This is a genomic window from Telluria sp. AIW5 (assembly GCF_056680575.1).
In genome coordinates, this window is the sequence record NZ_CM155289.1 from 1737073 (window position 1) to 1754218 (window position 17146).

Annotated in this window: 14 protein-coding genes; 8 read left to right on the top strand and 6 right to left on the bottom strand. The window is 65.4% G+C overall.

Annotated elements, in window-relative coordinates; genetic code table 11:
• Positions 1-42: 42 nt before the first annotated feature.
• Positions 43-2304: a family 1 glycosylhydrolase gene (locus AC1MEM_RS07680; RefSeq protein ID WP_499476400.1), complete on the bottom strand. Its 2262-nt coding sequence runs from the start codon at positions 2302-2304 to the stop codon at positions 43-45.
• Positions 2305-2549: 245 nt separating this feature from the next.
• Here AC1MEM_RS07680 and AC1MEM_RS07685 point away from each other — a divergent pair, with 245 nt between their 5' ends.
• Entirely contained in the window at positions 2550-2786 is a 237-nt protein-coding gene (locus AC1MEM_RS07685) for a hypothetical protein (RefSeq protein WP_499476402.1), read from the top strand.
• Between the two features lie 39 nt (positions 2787-2825).
• Here AC1MEM_RS07685 and AC1MEM_RS07690 read toward each other — a convergent pair whose 3' ends face one another.
• The 4 genes from AC1MEM_RS07690 to AC1MEM_RS07705 form a co-directional block, all read right to left on the bottom strand.
• On the bottom strand, positions 2826-3524 hold the full coding sequence (locus AC1MEM_RS07690; protein WP_499476404.1) for a hypothetical protein: 699 nt from the start codon (positions 3522-3524) through the stop codon (positions 2826-2828).
• The gene (locus AC1MEM_RS07695; protein ID WP_499476406.1) at positions 3521-4594 is read right to left on the bottom strand and encodes a DUF2515 family protein; all 1074 of its coding nucleotides are present in this window, start codon (positions 4592-4594) and stop codon (positions 3521-3523) included. The genes AC1MEM_RS07690 and AC1MEM_RS07695 overlap by 4 nt, the downstream gene beginning before the upstream one ends.
• A 42-nt stretch (positions 4595-4636) precedes the next feature.
• Positions 4637-5194 (bottom strand): PAAR domain-containing protein, encoded by a 558-nt coding sequence (locus AC1MEM_RS07700; protein WP_499476408.1) that lies wholly within the window; start codon positions 5192-5194, stop codon positions 4637-4639.
• A gap of 165 nt (positions 5195-5359) precedes the next feature.
• Complete coding sequence (locus AC1MEM_RS07705; protein WP_499476410.1) at positions 5360-6436, bottom strand: substrate-binding domain-containing protein; 1077 nt, start codon at positions 6434-6436, stop codon at positions 5360-5362.
• Positions 6437-6599: 163 nt separating this feature from the next.
• Here AC1MEM_RS07705 and AC1MEM_RS07710 point away from each other — a divergent pair, with 163 nt between their 5' ends.
• The 7 genes from AC1MEM_RS07710 to AC1MEM_RS07740 all read left to right on the top strand — a co-directional run bounded on the left by AC1MEM_RS07710 (position 6600) and on the right by AC1MEM_RS07740 (position 16003).
• Complete coding sequence (locus AC1MEM_RS07710; protein WP_499476411.1) at positions 6600-8240, top strand: OFA family MFS transporter; 1641 nt, start codon at positions 6600-6602, stop codon at positions 8238-8240.
• Positions 8241-8431: 191 nt separating this feature from the next.
• Positions 8432-10138 (top strand): NAD(P)H-dependent oxidoreductase subunit E, encoded by a 1707-nt coding sequence (locus AC1MEM_RS07715; protein WP_499476412.1) that lies wholly within the window; start codon positions 8432-8434, stop codon positions 10136-10138.
• A gap of 19 nt (positions 10139-10157) precedes the next feature.
• Positions 10158-12959, top strand: a complete 2802-nt coding sequence (fdhF, locus tag AC1MEM_RS07720) for a formate dehydrogenase subunit alpha (protein ID WP_499476413.1) — start codon at positions 10158-10160, stop codon at positions 12957-12959.
• A complete protein-coding gene (locus tag AC1MEM_RS07725; RefSeq protein ID WP_499476414.1) occupies positions 12956-13825 on the top strand; it encodes a formate dehydrogenase accessory sulfurtransferase FdhD in 870 nt (289 codons plus the stop codon). Before fdhF ends, AC1MEM_RS07725 begins: the two co-directional genes overlap by 4 nt.
• A complete protein-coding gene (locus AC1MEM_RS07730) occupies positions 13826-14533 on the top strand; it encodes an ABC transporter permease (RefSeq protein ID WP_499476416.1) in 708 nt (235 codons plus the stop codon).
• Positions 14530-15213, top strand: a complete 684-nt coding sequence (locus AC1MEM_RS07735; RefSeq protein ID WP_499476417.1) for an energy-coupling factor ABC transporter ATP-binding protein — start codon at positions 14530-14532, stop codon at positions 15211-15213. The genes AC1MEM_RS07730 and AC1MEM_RS07735 overlap by 4 nt, the downstream gene beginning before the upstream one ends.
• Complete coding sequence (locus tag AC1MEM_RS07740; protein ID WP_499476419.1) at positions 15200-16003, top strand: ABC transporter substrate-binding protein; 804 nt, start codon at positions 15200-15202, stop codon at positions 16001-16003. Before AC1MEM_RS07735 ends, AC1MEM_RS07740 begins: the two co-directional genes overlap by 14 nt.
• Before the next feature lie 201 nt (positions 16004-16204).
• On the opposite strand, the gene pepA is transcribed toward AC1MEM_RS07740, so the two are convergent.
• Entirely contained in the window at positions 16205-17077 is an 873-nt protein-coding gene (gene pepA / locus AC1MEM_RS07745; RefSeq protein ID WP_499476420.1) for a flocculation-associated PEP-CTERM protein PepA, read from the bottom strand.
• Positions 17078-17146 lie beyond the last annotated feature (69 nt).

Below are 17146 nucleotides of genomic sequence, written 5' to 3' on the forward strand. Positions count from 1 at the left end.
CGTCAGCCACCCGGACATCGATGTTCGGATGGCCTGCTCCCATCAACGCGCGTAATGCGCCGCTTCCCCGACCATCTCGCCGTCGTCCACCGCGTGTTCCTCCAGCGCCCTGATGTAGCGCGCCAGTGCATCGTCGAGCGAAGGCAGCAGCATGCCGCGTTCGCTGCCCAGCGCCGAGTAATGCGGCCGCACCGCCACGTAACCGAGCTCCGTCGCCGCACGCTCTTCCAGCGCACGCGCATCGACGCCGGCCACTTCGCAGGCCTTGCGCGCCAGCTCGGCCCAGGTCACGGCTTCGCCATTGGTCAGGTGCCAGACGCCGCGCTCGCGGTCGATCAGCAGATCGAGGCTGACGTTGACCAGGTCCGGCACATAGGTCGGCGATACGACCAGGTCGTTCGACGCCGTGAACGGCTTGCCGGATTTGAGCGCCGCCAGCGCCTGGGTGACGAAGTTATGCTTGTCCCACGGGCCGAAGAAGGAACTGGTGCGGATCACGAGGGCCTGCGGATCGGCTTCCAGCACGCGGCGCTCGGATTCGGCCTTGCTGCGGCCGTACACGCCGAGCGGCGCCACCGGATCGGATTCGACATACGGCGTGTCCTTGCCGCCGTCGAACACCAGGTCGCTCGAGAAGGTCATGAAGCGCAGCGCATGGCGGATGCAGGCCAGGGCCAGCACGGTCGGGCCGTGCGTGTTCCCGTTCATGCAGCCGTCGACATCGCGTTCGGCTTCGTCGACGCGCACATAGCCGCCGGCGTTGATGATGGCCCAGGGCTTGAAGCGCTGGATCGCCGCTTCGACCGAGGCCGGATCGGTGATGTCCATCTCCTGGCGCGTCAGCACGTGGTGCGCCAGGTTGCGCTTTTCGCAGATGCGGGCAAAGGCCGAACCGAGGGTGCCGGTGGCGCCCGTGATCAGGATCGGCTGCACATGATTCGACTTGAACTGGCTGCGCACCGCGATGTCGGCCACCGCCGTGCGGGTCGCGACCGGTTTGCACAGGAAGCGGCCCGGCCGGCGCCACCAGCCCTGGCCCTGCAGCACGGGGTTCGACAGCGGACGGCCGCTGGCCAGTTCGCGCATCAGGCTCGCCACCGCGGTCGGACGCGGCTGCGGTCCGCGCACGTCGAAGGGACCCGGCTCGTAATAGCCGCGGCATTCGGTGACCAGGCAGTTCCAGTCGTAGGAGCCGAGCAGGGCCCAGACGGTGACGGCGCGGATGTCGGCGCCGCCGGCTTTCGTCTTCTGCGCGGCATTCCAGATTTCGAGCAGCCAGCGCATCTGGTCTTCGCGGTTGGCGTCGATGTGGGCTTCGGTGACCGCGATCGGCAGGCCGTAGCGGTCCCAGGTTTCCTGCAGCAGCGGCCCGATGCCGGGCGTCGGCGTGGCCAGGGCGCGCGGGGTCTCGATGTCGGCATGCGGGACGCCGTCGTATTCGTGGACGCGGTCCTTCGGATAGCGCTCGGTACGGTGATCGAGCCAGCGCTCGCTGGTGGCGTAGTAATTGACGCCGATGATGTCGGGCGGGCAGGTGTTGTCGCGGAACCAGAGCAGTTCGTCGCGCGTGGCGCCCGATTCGAGCATGTAATTCCACAGTGCGTGCTGGGGATCGACTTTCCCGCACAGCAGGTCCCAGGCCAGCCAGCGCCGTTCGTTGAAGAAGTTCGCCAGCCATGCCATTTCCGGCGTGCCGTAGGTTTTCGAGAGGTCGTCGGTCTGCACCAGTTTGGCGTCCGGGTTGACGGCGCGGATCGCGCGCATCGACAACACGGTGGCCTTGCACTGGTTCAGGAGGGCGCGGATAAAGGTCGTGTGGCTTTTCCCGTGCGGGTACCAGACGCCGGCCAGGCCGGAAAAGCGCGCTGTCGTCAAGGGTTCGTTGACGGGGGTGTAGTACTCGGCCCAGGGGTAGCGCCGGGCTACCGCGCCGGCGTACTCGGCGAGCTTTTCGGGGAAGGCCGGATCGACCAGGCTCGTATGTTCCGGGCCGCTGCCATGGTGGATCAGTCCGACGATGGGGGTGACGCCCAGGCGCTGCAGCGCGGGCAGGCGTGCGTCCGACCAGGACCAGTCGGCGTTCTCGATGCCGTTCGGGGCAGTGCGCTCCCACAGCACCGGATACCGGATCGCCTTGATGCCGAGCGAGGCGAAGCGCTCGATGTCTTCCACGCGGTCGGCGTGGCCATTGCGTTCCATCTGGCTGAAGTAATTGTCGCGTACACGGTTGACCGTGCATTCCAGGCCGCCCCAAAGCGCCAGCTCGGTTGCGGTCTCAGGCTGGATCTGCTTTTCAATGTTCATGAGAAATACCTGCTAGTAATGAGACAGGCCCTAGACTAACGGCCCTATGCAGGCTGTAATGTGAACTGGCGAACATATAAGACACATTTCGGACTAGTCCTACTTTTTGTCTTCGTATCCATTTCCTCTGCTAAATATATGCTAACTGCTGCCAAATCGTGTTCTTCCGTTTCCGGGCGGCGCGAAAAACTGATACATTCTTGCTTATTCGGCAATTCCGACAAAATCGCGCTGGGAGTAGACATATGTATATGGTGTATTGGACGGTTATTGAGGAAAGCGACTGCCGCCCGCATGCCCAGGGTTTCGGCACCGAGGAGATGGTCAAGGCGATGGGCTTCATGGAAGAGTTAAGGCGCCGCCAGCGCGGCGGCGAGGGTGTGCGTTTTATTACGATGTGTTCCGAGCACCCGGATGTGGTGGGGCATCCGGGGGTGGATGTGACGGGGCCGGATTACGACTGGAAGAAGCGGCGAAGGTGAGGGCTGCAACCGCGATGGCGAGCGGGTAAGGACGCGTCTTCATTGCATGCCCTTTCGACTTGCCGCGGGGTGCGACGACTCCGAGATACTCGGGTCTCCCCGTTCCCATCCATAAACATCATCGCCGACGCCGATGTCGATCAGGAAGCGGTAAGGCGGTTCGCGCGTCCAGCAGCCTTCGGTGCACTTGAGCCGGAAGACCATGCCATACAACTTCGGGATGCGTAAGGTTGCCGTCTGCATGTATCCCGGCTCGAACATTCGAGCATACAGCCGCTTCCTGCCCGCTGGCGTCAGGTCGAACCAGACGCTGTCGTTGTCGACCCATGGTTCCCAGCCGCCGACTTTGAACTGGTTTTGCAAGTTCTCCAGCACTGCGACGGCTTCGTCGAAGGGCAACTCCTCGATCATGGGCGAGGTGGCGAGCGAGGCAACTACGTTCTGCTGGTAGCTCAGTGCGGCAAACTTTGTAGGTGGCAGGGTGAACCCGTGTTGGGAATCGTTGAGACGGACGATGACGGCCGGCTCCGTAACCCAGGTCGCGCCCCAGCCGCTTTCGGATTCGGAGGGTAGATTCGACCGGGTCATCACTGGATAGGTCGAGTCCTTCACGACGCCCTCGAAAGGCTGGCCGGGGCGAAACGACAACATGGTCGGTACAGGCGTGCGGGAATTCCACCAGATGGCGGCGACGATGAGGCCCGCCGCCAGGGCCAGGAATCGATACCGGCCTTTCATGCGACGCCTCCGCCAGCGGCGATCGCCCGGAGCGAAGCTTCGACGCGGGGCCGATCGGGGCTGTTCAGGAGCTGGTTAAATCGTTCCGCGGTCCGCCTCACGAACTGCATGCGCTCGTCAGCGACCCACAACTTGGCATCTTTGTTCCGCGAGAACCAGGAGGTGAAGCCGGTCTTGGCCCGGCATTCGGCCGACAGGGTCAGCTTGATTTCTTCGTAGTCTCCGGTCGGAAATCCGGTCGCCCAGGCATACTGATTCATGGCCAGCAGCTTCTGCAGAACTGCGTCGTCATATAGGATCTTCTGGAGGATGTTCACTTGCTCATGCTGAGCCAGCCTTTCGACACTAAGCGCCAGGTTCCCTTGCTCGATCTCGCGAAACGCCTGACTAATCTCGACAAATGGCGTTGCGAACCGCAGCTTGTCCCGGTTGACCGCCCAATGAAACGGATATTTATCGTTCTGCCTCTTGGCAAGATAGTCATTGAACTCCTGCCACCCCCGCTCCATGTAAAACCTGTGCAGCGGATAAATATCCAGAAACAGGTGCGCATTCCCGAAGCCCAGTTTCTGATACATGTAGGCCGCGCCGGCTTCCATGCCCGCCTGCAGCCCGACCGCCGCTTCTGCGCCGGGCATCGCGCCGGCAAGCGACAACTGCAGGCGCTCGCGCTCAAGGCGGTTCTTCTCGATGGTCTCGGCCGAATGCAGCAGCCCGCACCCGACCTGCTTCGACGCAAACGCCGCCAGTCCCGCCCACTGGAAGCGGCTGTCGGCCAGCCATAACCTGGCGTAGGCGGCGTTGATGCGTTTATTGCGCTCGCGGTCGTTGCCCTCGAAGCTGCCGTCCACCTTGATAATCTCCTCCGCCTCCACCTGAAACGTGCCCCACAGGTATTCCGGCGTCAGGATGGGAACGGCGATCGCCTTTTCCACCGTGGCCGCCGGCCCGACGCAGTGATGCAGCGTGCACTCCCGGACCGGCTTGACGTTCCTGCCGATGGGAATGCCGAAGTATTTGTGTCTGGAAAACCAGGGGTTCGGCCCCCCGGGGACATAACTGGCCTGCATTGGTAGGCTCCTCGGCGATGCAATAAAGGAACGGCTGGCGGTTCAGGCGATGATCGTTGCCGCCCGCCCGGCCAGGACCGCGTCGCGTTCGTCCGCACTCAGGGGGTCGGTCCGGCCCTCGTGATCGAGCGTGCCCTCGACCACCCTGGTCGGCAGCTCGAGCCGGTAAGGGCGGTTCGCGAGGGGCTCCTGCGTGCCGATGTCGACCAGCGCGAGTGGAAGGCGCTCCTGTGCCGGTGGCGGGATGGCCGCGGCGTTGGCGTCCGCCACTGCCTGCACGGCCGCCGCCACCGCGTCCGCATACCAGTCGCTGTCGATCGACTGGCACAGCAATGTTTGCGCAGCGACCAGCCGCGGCGGGGGATGGCATTTGCAGATGCACAGGTCGTCGTGCAGGGCGACCTGGCGGCCGTCGATCGGCTCGGACAGGCGCGGCCCGTCGGCCCGGATCACGCCTTCCGACAGGCACTTCGGGCACCAGCAGATGTCGCCCTCGACCGCCACCGGCACGCCATCGATCGTCTCGAAGCGGCTGCTCGAGGCGACCTTGCCGCCCGCCGTCGTCGCCGCACCGAGCGTGATGAAGTATCTGTCGAGCATGACGTCCTCCCCGCGCGCACGCTGCGGGCAAAGACTCCAATCTAGCGATGGACGAGGCCGCTTGCTTGAGCGAGCGCAGGAGTCGCCGTGAAGACCGGCCGGGAGGTAGCGCGCTTCTTGCGCAGACAAGGGGCGCAAGGAAGCGACGTTTCCGCCGAGCTCTTTTTACGCCGACAGCGAAAATGCCTCGGCGATCGAGACCAGTTCGCCCGTGCCGGCAGGGTCATAGCCGGGCAGGGCGGCCACCAGCGCGTGGTAGGAAGGATCGCGCATCAGCGCGAGCAGCTGGCGCATGGCCGGCTCGTCGACGGCGTCGAGGCGCAGCGCAAAATAATAGTCTTCGCGCACCAGCGGCAGGAAATCGAGCTTGAACTGGGCGGCGGCGGCGCGCATCCCGATGCCGGCGTCGGCCATGCCGCTGGCGATGTAGGCGGCCACCGCCGAATGCGTGAACTCGGCGCTGTTGTAGCCATTGATGCTTTCCAGGGGCGGGCCGTCCGCCGCCAGCATCATTTCCAGCAGCATGCGCGTGCCGGAGCCGGCCTGGCGGTTGACGAAGCGCACCTCGGGGCGCGCCAGGTCGGCCAGGCCGCGCAGGCCAAGTGGATTGCCGCGCGCCATGATCAGCCCCTGCTCGCGGCCCGCCACGCGCACCAGGCAATGCTGGTTCGGATCGAGCCAGCGCAGGTACCAGGCGACGGTCGGCGCTTCGAAGCGTCCCAGCGGAATGTGAAAGCCCGCCAGGTCGCATTCGCGCCGCGCCAGCGCGGCGACCGCGTCGGTGCTGGTGCGGTAGCGCAGGTCGAAGGGCAGGGCGTCGCGGTCGATGCAGCCAGTCAGCGCGGCCACCGCGAAACCATGGCTCGCATCCATGCGCAGGGTGCGCAGCTTGTTGGCGGTGATGTGCGCCAGTTCCGCTTCCAGTTCCGAGGCGAGGCTGTGCAGCGTCGGCGACAGGCGCGCGGCGATGCGGCGGTCGGCCCACACGAGTTTCTGCGCCAGCGGCGTCAAGGCCGTGCCGCGCCCGCGTCCGGTCTGCAGCAATTGTTCGCCGAACAGGCTTTCCGCCGAGCGCAGCAAACCCCATGCATACCGGTAGGACAGGCCGACACTTTTTGCCGCCTGGGCGATCGAACCGGTGTCCTGGATCGACAGCAACAGGCCGAGCAGGTCCTGCGTATCGAGCGGTGCCTCTCCCTTGACGCTGATTTCCCAGTGCGGGCGAATGTGAACCTTGAGCATATGCTAAAAATAGCCTATTTCGCTGTCAAAAGCATCATGTTACCCTCGGCGGGCAAGAAAAGATGCCTGACAGATATGCTTTAAAAAGCATATTACATACTTATAAGGGCTCGGCGGCCAGATTGCAAGCGGCTGGCCGAAGCCCTACAACAAAGGAGGGGACATGGCTTTATTCAGTTTTTTAGATAAGGAGCGGACGGTCGCGGGACCGGGCTTCAATCGCTGGCTGGTACCGCCCGCGGCGCTGGCGATTCACCTGTGCATCGGCATGGCCTACGGCTTCTCGGTGTTCTGGCTGCCGCTGTCGAAAGCGCTCGGCATCACCGAGTCCAAGGCCTGTGCGGCCGACATGGGTTTCATGGCCGAGATCCTCTCGACCACCTGCGACTGGAAGATTTCGATGCTCGGCTGGATGTTCACGCTGTTCTTCGTCTTCCTGGGCCTGGCCGCCTGGCTGTTCGGCGGCTGGCTCGAGCACGCTGGTCCGCGCAAGGCCGGCCTGGTGTCGGCAGTGTGCTGGTGCGGCGGCCTGGTCATCTCGGCGCTGGGCATCTACACCCACCAGATCTGGCTGATGTGGATCGGTTCCGGCGTCATCGGCGGTATCGGACTTGGCCTCGGCTACATCTCGCCCGTCTCGACGCTCATCAAATGGTTCCCGGACCGCCGCGGCATGGCGACCGGCATGGCCATCATGGGCTTCGGCGGCGGCGCCATGATCGGCGCGCCGCTGGCCGACAAGCTGATGAAGCATTTTGCGACCGCCACCTCGGTCGGCGTGTGGGAAACCTTCCTGGCCCTGGCCGCGATCTATTTCGTGTTCATGGTCGCCGGCGCGCTGACCTACCGCGTGCCCGCCAACGGCTGGAAGCCTGCAGGCTGGACCCCGCCGGCGCAGACCGCCAACACCATGATCACCGCGCGCCACGTGCACGCCAGCCGCGTCTGGGGCATCCCCCAGTTCTGGCTGATCTGGGGCGTGCTGTTCCTGAACGTCTCGGCCGGCATCGGCATCCTGGGCATGGCCTCGCCGCTGTTGCAGGAAGTGTTCGGCGGGCGCCTGATCGGCGTCGACCTCGGCTTCAATGACCTGAATGCGGCGCAAAAGAGCCAGATCGCGGCGATTGCCGCCGGTTTTACCGGCCTGCTGTCGCTGTTTAACATCGGCGGCCGCTTTGCCTGGGCATCGTGCTCCGACTACATCGGCCGCAAGGCGACCTATTTCGTCTTCCTGATCCTCGGCTTCGTCCTCTACGTGTCGATTCCGTCGCTGGCGCACACCGGCCAGCTGGCCTTGTTCGTGGCCTTCATCTGCATCATCCTGTCGATGTACGGCGGCGGTTTCTCGACCGTGCCGGCCTACCTGGCCGACCTGTTCGGCACGCAGATGGTGGGCGCGATCCACGGCCGCCTGCTGACCGCCTGGGCCGCCGCCGGCGTGCTGGGTCCGATCCTGATCAACTACATCCGCGAGTACCAGATCGCCCATGGCGTGCCGAAGGCGCAAGCCTATGACGTGACGATGTACGTGCTGGCTGGCCTGATCCTGGTGGGCATCGTGCTCAACACGATGATCCGTCCGCTGGCCGACAAGCACTTCATGAGCGATGCCGAACTGGCGCATGAAAAGAAGCTGGCGCAGGAACGCGACGTCAGCGCGGTGAGCGGCACGCGTGTCGGCGGCAGCGGTGCCGGCGTTGCCAGCAGCCCGTTCGTCACGGCATTCGCCTGGCTGGCGGTCGGTATTCCGCTGATGTTCGGCGTGTGGGTGACGCTGCAGAAGGCGTCGGTGCTGTTCAAGTAATCGCTGTTCGAGCGGTGCACCGCGTGGGCATGCCCACCCTACGGTGCACCGCCGACACGGATTGACACCACGGTTCGCGGCATCACGGACCGTGGCGTAACGTAGGGTGGGCATGCCCACGCGTTACATCGCTCGCATGCCACACTGCCACAACAAACCAACGCAACACAGATCACAACCTGGGACGCATCATGAACCACCCCATCATCCCGATCGCCGTCGCTAACGCCGGCGCCAGCCGCCAGCGCAAGCGCGAAGCCCCGAAGGGCCGCCGCGTCGACCCGCAGGCACTCGCCGAGGTCCAGGCTTTGCTTGGCAGCGAATCGCGCCAGCGCGACCTGCTGATCGAACACCTGCACAAGATCCAGGACCACTTCGGCTGCCTGTCCAGCGCCCACATGGCGGCGCTGGCCCAGGAAATGCGCCTCGCGCAGACCGAGGTCTACGAGGTCGCCACCTTCTACCACCACTTCGACGTGGTCAAAGAGGGAGAGCTGGCCCCGGCGGCGCTGACGGTGCGCGTCTGCGCCGGCCTGTCCTGCGAGATGGCGGGCGCGAAGGAACTGCTGGATAAACTCCCGGCGCTGCTCGGACGCGAAGTGCGCGTGCTGGAAGCGCCCTGCATCGGCCGCTGCGAGCAGGCGCCGGCGGCGGTGGTGGGGCAGCATGCGATTCCAAACGCGACCGTCGATACCATCGTGGCCAAGGCCACCGCCGGCGTGACGACGGACAAGGTGACAGGCCACATCGGTTTCATGGACTACCGCCAAAGCGGCGGTTACCAGCTGCTGCGCGACTGCGTCGCCGGCCTGCGCGATGTCGAGCAAGTCATCGGCACACTGGAAGCTTCGGGCCTGCGCGGCCTCGGCGGCGCCGGCTTCCCGCTGGGCCGCAAGTGGCGCATCGTGCGCAATGAGGCCGGCCCGCGCATGATGGCAATTAACATCGACGAAGGCGAACCCGGCACCTTCAAGGACCGCGTCTACCTCGAGCGCGATCCGCATCGCTTCCTGGAAGGCGCATTGATCGCCGCCTGGGCGGTCGGCATCGAGGCCATCTACATCTACCTGCGCGACGAATACCACGGCTGCCGCGCGATGCTGGAAGCCGAGCTGGACAAACTGCGCGCCGATCCTCCGGTGCAGGGCATGCCGCCAATTCATTTGCGGCGCGGCGCCGGCGCCTACATCTGCGGCGAAGAGTCGGCCATGATCGAATCGATCGAGGGCAAGCGCGGCATGCCGCGCCTGCGTCCGCCGTATGTGGCGCAAGTGGGCCTGTTCGGCCGGCCTACGCTGGAACACAATTTCGAGTCGCTGCACTGGGTGCGCGAGATCCTCGAGCGCGGCGGCGACTGGTTCGCCAGCCACGGCCGCAATGGCCGCCGTGGCCTGCGCTCGTTCTCGGTCTCGGGCCGCGTGCGCGAACCGGGCGTGAAACTGGCCCCGGCCGGCATCACGATCACGGAGCTGATCGCGGAATACTGCGGCGGCATGCAGGACGGCCATAGTTTTTACGCTTACCTGCCGGGCGGCGCTTCGGGCGGCATCCTGCCGGCGTCGATGGGCGACATCCCGCTCGATTTCGACACGCTGCAGCCCTACGGCTGCTTCATCGGCTCGGCCGCGGTGGTCGTGCTGTCGGATCGCGACAGCGCCAGCGCCGCCGCGCGCAATACGCTCGCGTTCTTCAAGGACGAGTCCTGCGGCCAGTGCACGCCCTGCCGCAACGGCACCGCCAAAGCGCTCGACATCATCAACCAGCCGGTCTGGGACGTTCCGCTGCTGGGCGAACTGTCGCAGGTGATGCGCGACGCGTCGATCTGCGGCCTGGGCCAGGCCGCGCCGAATCCTTTCGACTGCGTCATCAAATACTTTCCGCACGAGCTGGCTCAGTAAAGCTCAATTAGGTGAAACCATGAACGCCATCATCCGCACCGTTTCATTCGAACTCAATGGCCGCACCGTCGAAGCGCTGCCGCACGAGACCCTGATCGACGTCGCAGGCCGCGAGGGCATCGAGATCCCGCGCCTGTGCTACAAGGAGGGCTATGAGGCCGTCGGCAACTGCCGCTCCTGCATGGTCGAGATCGACGGCGAGCGCGTACTCGCGCCATCCTGCTGCCGCCATCCAAGCGCCGGCATGAAGGTCACCACCGACAGCGCGCGCGCCGTGTCCGCGCAAAAGATGGTGCTCGAGCTGCTGCTGTCGGACATGCCGGAAGCCGGGTACACGCGGAAGAACGAAGTCGACCTCTGGGCCGACAAGCTCGGCCTCGGCAAGCCGCGCTTCGCGTCCACCCGCCGCCAGCCGCAGCGTGACGACACCCACGCCGCCATCACCGTCAACCTCGACGCCTGCATCCAGTGCACGCGCTGCGTGCGCGCCTGCCGCGACGAGCAGGTGAACGACGTCATCGGCCTCGCCTTCCGCGGCGAGAACGCGAAAATCGTGTTCGACCAGGACGACCCGATGGGTGCCTCCACCTGCGTGGCCTGCGGCGAATGCGTGCAGGCCTGTCCGACCGGCGCCCTGATGCCGGCGCGCGAGGTGGCGCTGACCGTCCCCGATAAACAGGTCGATTCGGTCTGCCCGTATTGCGGCGTCGGCTGCCAGCTGACCTATAACGTCAAGGACAACAAGATCCTGTACGTGGAAGGGCGCGACGGCCCGGCCAACCAGGGCCGCCTGTGCGTCAAGGGCCGCTACGGCTTCGACTATGCGCACCATCCGCATCGCCTCACGAAGCCGCTGATCCGCCGTGCGGGCGTGCCGAAAACAGGCGACTTCACGATGGACCCGGAGCGCGTGCTCGACGTCTTCCGCGAAGCGAGCTGGGAAGAAGCGCTGGCGCTGGCCGGCGGCACGCTGGCCGCGATCCGCGACACCCACGGCGGCAATGCGCTGGCCGGCTTCGGCTCGGCCAAGGGCAGTAACGAAGAGGCGTATTTGTTCCAGAAGCTGGTACGCACCGGCTTCGGCACGAATAACGTCGACCATTGCACGCGCCTCTGCCACGCCTCCTCGGTCTCGGCCCTGCTGGAAGGGATCGGCTCGGGCGCCGTGTCGAACCCGGTGATGGACGTGACGCGCGCCGAAGTCATCCTCATCATCGGCGCCAACCCGACCGTGAACCATCCGGTCGCGGCCACCTGGATCAAGAACGCCGTACGTACCGGCGCCAAACTGGTCGTGCTCGATCCGCGCCGCTCCGAGCTGGCGCGCCACGCGCACCGCTACCTGCAGTTCAAGCCCGACACCGACGTCGCCCTGCTCAACGCCATGATGCACGTGATCGTCACCGAAAAACTGGTGGACGCCGACTTCATCGCCAGCCGCACCATCGGCTACGCAGAGCTGGAAGCGAACGTGGCCGAGTACAGCCCCGAAGCGATGGCGCCGATCTGCGGCATCGACGCCGAGACCATCCGCTACGTGGCCCGCCTGTACGCCACCTCGAAAGGCTCGATGATCCTGTGGGGCATGGGCGTGTCGCAGCACGTACACGGCACGGATAACGCGCGCTGCCTGATCGCGCTGGCCCTGATGACGGGCCAGATCGGCCGTCCCGGCACCGGCCTGCATCCGCTGCGCGGCCAGAACAACGTGCAGGGCGCGTCCGACGCCGGCCTGATCCCGATGATGCTGCCGGATTACCAGCGCGTCGACAACCCGGAAGCGCGCGCGAAATTCGAAGCCGCCTGGGGCGCCACGCTCGATCCGAAGCCGGGCCTGACGGTGGTCGAGATCATGGACGCGATCGACGCAGGCCAGATCCGCGGCATGTACATCATGGGCGAGAACCCGGCCATGTCCGACCCGGACGCCAACCACGCGCGCGCCGCGCTGGCCGCGCTGGAGCACCTGGTGGTGCAGGACATCTTCCTCACCGAGACGGCCTATCTCGCCGACGTGATCCTGCCTGCCTCCGCCTTCCCGGAAAAGACGGGCACGTTTACGAATACCGACCGCCTGGTCCAGCTGGGCCGGCAAGCCATCGACCCGCCGGGGGAGGCGAAGCAGGACCTGTGGATCATCCAGCAAATGGCGAACCGCCTCGGCCTGCCGTGGAACTACGGCCATGTGTCGGAAGTGTTCGACGAGATGCGCCACACGATGCCGAGCATCGGCGGCATTACCTGGGAGCGCCTGGAGCAGAACGGTGCAGTCGTCTACCCGTGCATGAACGAGGGCGACGCCGGCCAGCCGGTCGTGTTCACCGAACTGTTCCCGCGCGAAGGGGGACGGGCACGCTTCGTCCCGGCCGATATCATCCCGGCCGACGAGCGGCCCGATGCCGACTATCCGATGGTGCTGATCACGGGCCGCCAGCTCGAGCACTGGCACACCGGCAGCATGACCCGGCGCGCCACCGTGCTCGATGCGATCGAGCCGGATCCGGTCGCTCTGGTGCACCCGCTGGATATGGAACGCATGGGCATCACGCCGGGCGCGCCGGTCACGATCGCCTCGCGCCGCGGTGAAGTGGTGCTGTATGCGCGCGCGGACGACAGCTCGCCCGTGGGTGCGATTTTCGTTCCCTTCTGCTACTACGAAGCGGCGATCAACCGGCTGACCAACGCGGCGCTCGACCCGGTCGCGAAGATCCCGGAGTTCAAGTATTGTGCGATCAAGGTGACGGCGGGCGGGGAGGTCGCACACCAGGGGAGCTACGGTGGCGGCCAAATCCTGGCCGGCATGGCACAATTAGCAACATGAATTGTCCCGACCTGCCACGCTACCGCCCGCAACTCTCCGACGCCCGCGCCCACCTCACGCACGAGGTGAGCGCGCTGGACGAACGGGGCCGCGCGTCGACCATCTCGATTCCGGCCGAACGCCCGCTGACGGTGTATGTGGACAAGCGCGAGCTGGTCACCCTGATGACGCTCGGCGGCGCGCCCGAAGCCCTCACCTTGGGCTACCTGCGCAACCAGCGCCTCGTGCGTGCTATCGAGGACGTGGTCTCGGTGCAGGTCGACTGGTCGGTCGATGCGGTGGCGGTCGTCACCCGCAACGGCATCGCCGATGTCGAAGAGCGCACCGCGAAAAAGGTCGTCACCACCGGTTGCGGGCAGGGGTCGGTATTCGGCGGATTAATGGATGAGATCGACACTATTTCCCTGAGCGATACTGCGCGCCTCAGCCAATCCGTCGTGTACCGCATCGTCGACACCATCCGCACCCAGCAATCGATCTATAAACAGGCCGGCTCGGTGCACGGCTGCGCGCTGTTCTCGAACAGCGGCGAGCTGCTGTACTTCGTGGAAGACGTGGGCCGCCACAACGCGGTCGATGCGATCGCCGGCCTGATGTGGCTGGAAGGGATCGATGGCGCCGACAAGGTGTTCTATACCACCGGGCGCCTGACTTCCGAGATGGTCATCAAGGGCGCGCAGATGGGCATTCCCTTCCTGCTGTCGCGTTCGGGCACCACGCAGATGGGGCACATGGTGGCGGAAAAGGTCGGCATGTCGCTGCTGGCGCGCTGCACCGGCAAGCACTTCCTGCTGCTGGCCGGGCAGGAGCGGCTGGTGTTCGAGCCCGAACTGTTCGATCTTCCCGCGGCCACGCAGCGCAGCTGAATGTCCCTGTTCGACGCCACGGCGCACGCCTTCGCGCTGCTGTTTTCGGGCGACGCCGCCCTGTGGCGCATCGTCTGGGTCTCGCTGAAAACGAGCCTCGTCGGCCTGCTGCTGGCGACGCCGCCTGCCGTGCTGCTGGGTTACGCGATCGCCATGCACCGCTTCCCGGGGCGCCGCGTCGCCATCTGGCTGGCCCAGTGCGCCTTGTCCCTGCCGACGGTCCTCATCGGCTTGCTGCTCTACCTGCTGCTGTCGCGCCGCGGTCCGCTCGGGCCGCTGGAGTGGCTGTTCTCGCAGTCGGGCATCATCGCCGGCCAGTTCCTGGTCGGCCTGCCGGTGCTGCTGGCCTTTACGCTGGCGGCGGTGCAGGCGCTCGACGCGCGCTATGCCGAGACGGCGAGGGCGCTGGGCGCCTCGCGCTGGCGGGTCATGGCCACCGTGCTGCACGAGGCGCGCTATGGCGTCATGGCGGCCGTGATCAGCGGCTTCGGACGCGTGATCTCGGAAGTCGGCTGCGCGCTCATGGTGGGCGGGAACATCGAAGGCGAAACGCGGACGATTACCACCGCCATCGCGCTGGAAACGAGCAAGGGCGAGTTTGCCCAGGGGATCGCGCTGGGCATCGTGCTGGTCGCCCTGGCGCTGCTGATGAACGGCGCCCTGATGCTGCTGCAGGGCGAAGCGCATACCGCCGGAGGACGCGCATGACCAATCTGCTGACGGTGCGCGGCCTCAAGAAACGCCACGGCGAGCGCCTGCTGTTCGATATCGATGAACTGAGCCTCGACACGGCCAGTGCCTATGTGCTGACCGGCGCCAACGGCGTGGGTAAAAGCACGCTGCTGCGCGTGCTGGCCGGGCTCGATACCGCGCAGGTGGGAAGCGCCTCCTTCGAGGGCAAGCCCGTCACGCTGCATCCTTACCCGCAGCTGCTGCGCCGTGCGATCGTCTACGTGCACCAGCACCCGATCATGTTTTCGACCAGCGTCGCGCAGAACATCGCCTATGGACTGGCGGCGCGCGGCGAAGCGAAGGCGCGCATCGCGCGCGTCGTCGACGAGGCGATGGAATGGGCGGGCGTGACTTACCTGGCCGGCACCGATCCGGCGCGCCTGTCCGGCGGCGAGAAGCAGCGCGTGGCGCTGGCGCGGGCGCGCGTACTGCAACCGCGCCTGCTGCTGCTCGACGAACCCACCGCGAACCTCGACGGCGCCGCGCGCGAGCAGGTGATCGCGCTGATCCCGACGCTCATCGAACAAGGAACGACGGTGGTCATGGCTTGCCACGACCGCGACTTGATTGGCCTGCCCGGCGTACGCCGCCTCAAGTTGCGCGACGGGCATCTCGAATACCGCACCCATAAAGGAGAACACGATGAAACGCCGTAAGCTACTGGCCGTACTGCTGTGCGCCAGCCTGACTTCGCCCCTCGCGCTGGCGCAGGACGTGCTGCGCCTGTCGACCACGACCAGCACCGAGAACTCGGGCCTGCTGTCCCAGCTGCTGCCGGCCTTCGAGGGCAAAACCGGCATCAAGGTCAAGGTGATCTCGGTCGGCACCGGCAAGGCGCTCGAACTGGGCAAGAACGGCGACGTCGACGTGACGCTGGTGCACGCGCGCCAGCTGGAGGATAAATTCGTCGCCGAGGGCTGGGGCATCGACCGCCGCGACGTGATGTACAACGATTTTATCGTCGTCGGCCCGGAGTCGGATCCAGCGAAGGTGAAGGGCAACCATGACGTCATCGCCGCCTTCGGCAAGATCGCGGCGAGCGGCGCGAAGTTCATCTCGCGCGGCGACAATTCGGGCACCGACGTGATGGAGAAGGGCTACTGGCAGACGGCCGGCACCAGGCCGGCAGGGTCAAACTATGTATCGGCGGGCCTGGGCATGGGCGAAGTCCTGAACATGGCCGCCGAAATGCGTGCCTACACGCTGACCGACCGCGCCACCTACGGCGCGTACAAGGCAAAGACGGGCCTCGCGATCCTGGTCGAGGGCGACAAGCGCATGTTCAATCCGTACGGGATCATCGCCGTCAATCCGGCGAAGCACCCCGGCGTGAACTACAAGGGCGCGACGCAGTTGATCGAGTGGATCACCTCGAAGGAAGGGCAGGCGCGCATCGCCGCCTTCAAGCCGGCCGGCGAGCAGCTGTTTTTCCCCACTGCGAAGTGAGACGGCTGGGGTCAGGTCTGACATTTAGACACGGCCTCAACGATAGCCGGCCGAATAAGGCAGAGGTCGTGTCCGATTGGCAGACCTGACCCCAGTGAGACGGCTGGGGTCAGGTCTGACATTTAGGCACGGCCTCAACGATAGCCGGCCGAATAAGGCAGAGGTCGTGTCCGATTGTCAGACCTGACCCCAGCTCTGCACTTACTTCTGCAAAGCCTTGCGCTTGCGCGACACGGCGCCCGCGGCGAGCAGGGCGATGCCGAACAGGGCGAACGAGCCCGGTTCCGGCACGTCCGTCACCTCGGCCAGCTTGAACTGGCCGTTCGAACCGATGAAGAAATACTCGCGCGCACGGTTGTGGTAGGTGCCGCCCGAGCAGCCCGGCCCCGTGAACCCGGCGAACTGGCAAGCCACCTCGCTCACCAGCCTGCTGGTCGGCGAGCCGAGCGTGTTGGCGTTGGTGAAGGCGAACGACAGGATCGATTCGCTCGACAGGTCGCGGCCCGCGCTATTGAAGAAGTAACCGGCGTCGAGCATGCCGGGGGCTGCCTGGGCAAACACGCTGACCTGGCCATTGCGGGTCGGGTTGCCGCTCGAATCGACCGTGCCACCGCCGCCCTGGAGCACGTTGAACTCGGCGATGACTTCGCCCAGGTTCGCGCCGTAGTAGCCGTTCGTGCTGGCGTACTGGCCGCCGACCGGATTGCGGTAGATGCGGATGGTGCCGCTGGCGAAGCTGAAGTCGCCGCCGAACACGCCCTTGCCGCTTGCCTGGAAAGTTGCGCTGATATTGCCGGTCGGGTAGTTCAGGGGGAAGTAGCGGCCGTTGCTGTCCGCCTGCAGGACGTTGAAGACCGCCGTTTCCTTGAACGAGAAGGCGTTGCCGCCCGTCGAGGTCAGCTGGATGAAGGCGTTGCCGTTGAAGTCCAGGTATTCGTTGACGACCTGGCCGCCGGCGAAGCCGCCGCCGACCGGATTGAAGACCCAATTGTTGAGTACCGGACTCGCGATTGCGGCACCGGTGGTGCCCAGCGCGAGGGCTGCGGCACAGATAAGTTGTTTAACAAATTTCATTATTGCTCTTTCGACAAATTGTCAGTGGGGCGGTGGAACTTTAAGTAAAGCAATCGTCGTGCCTAAAAA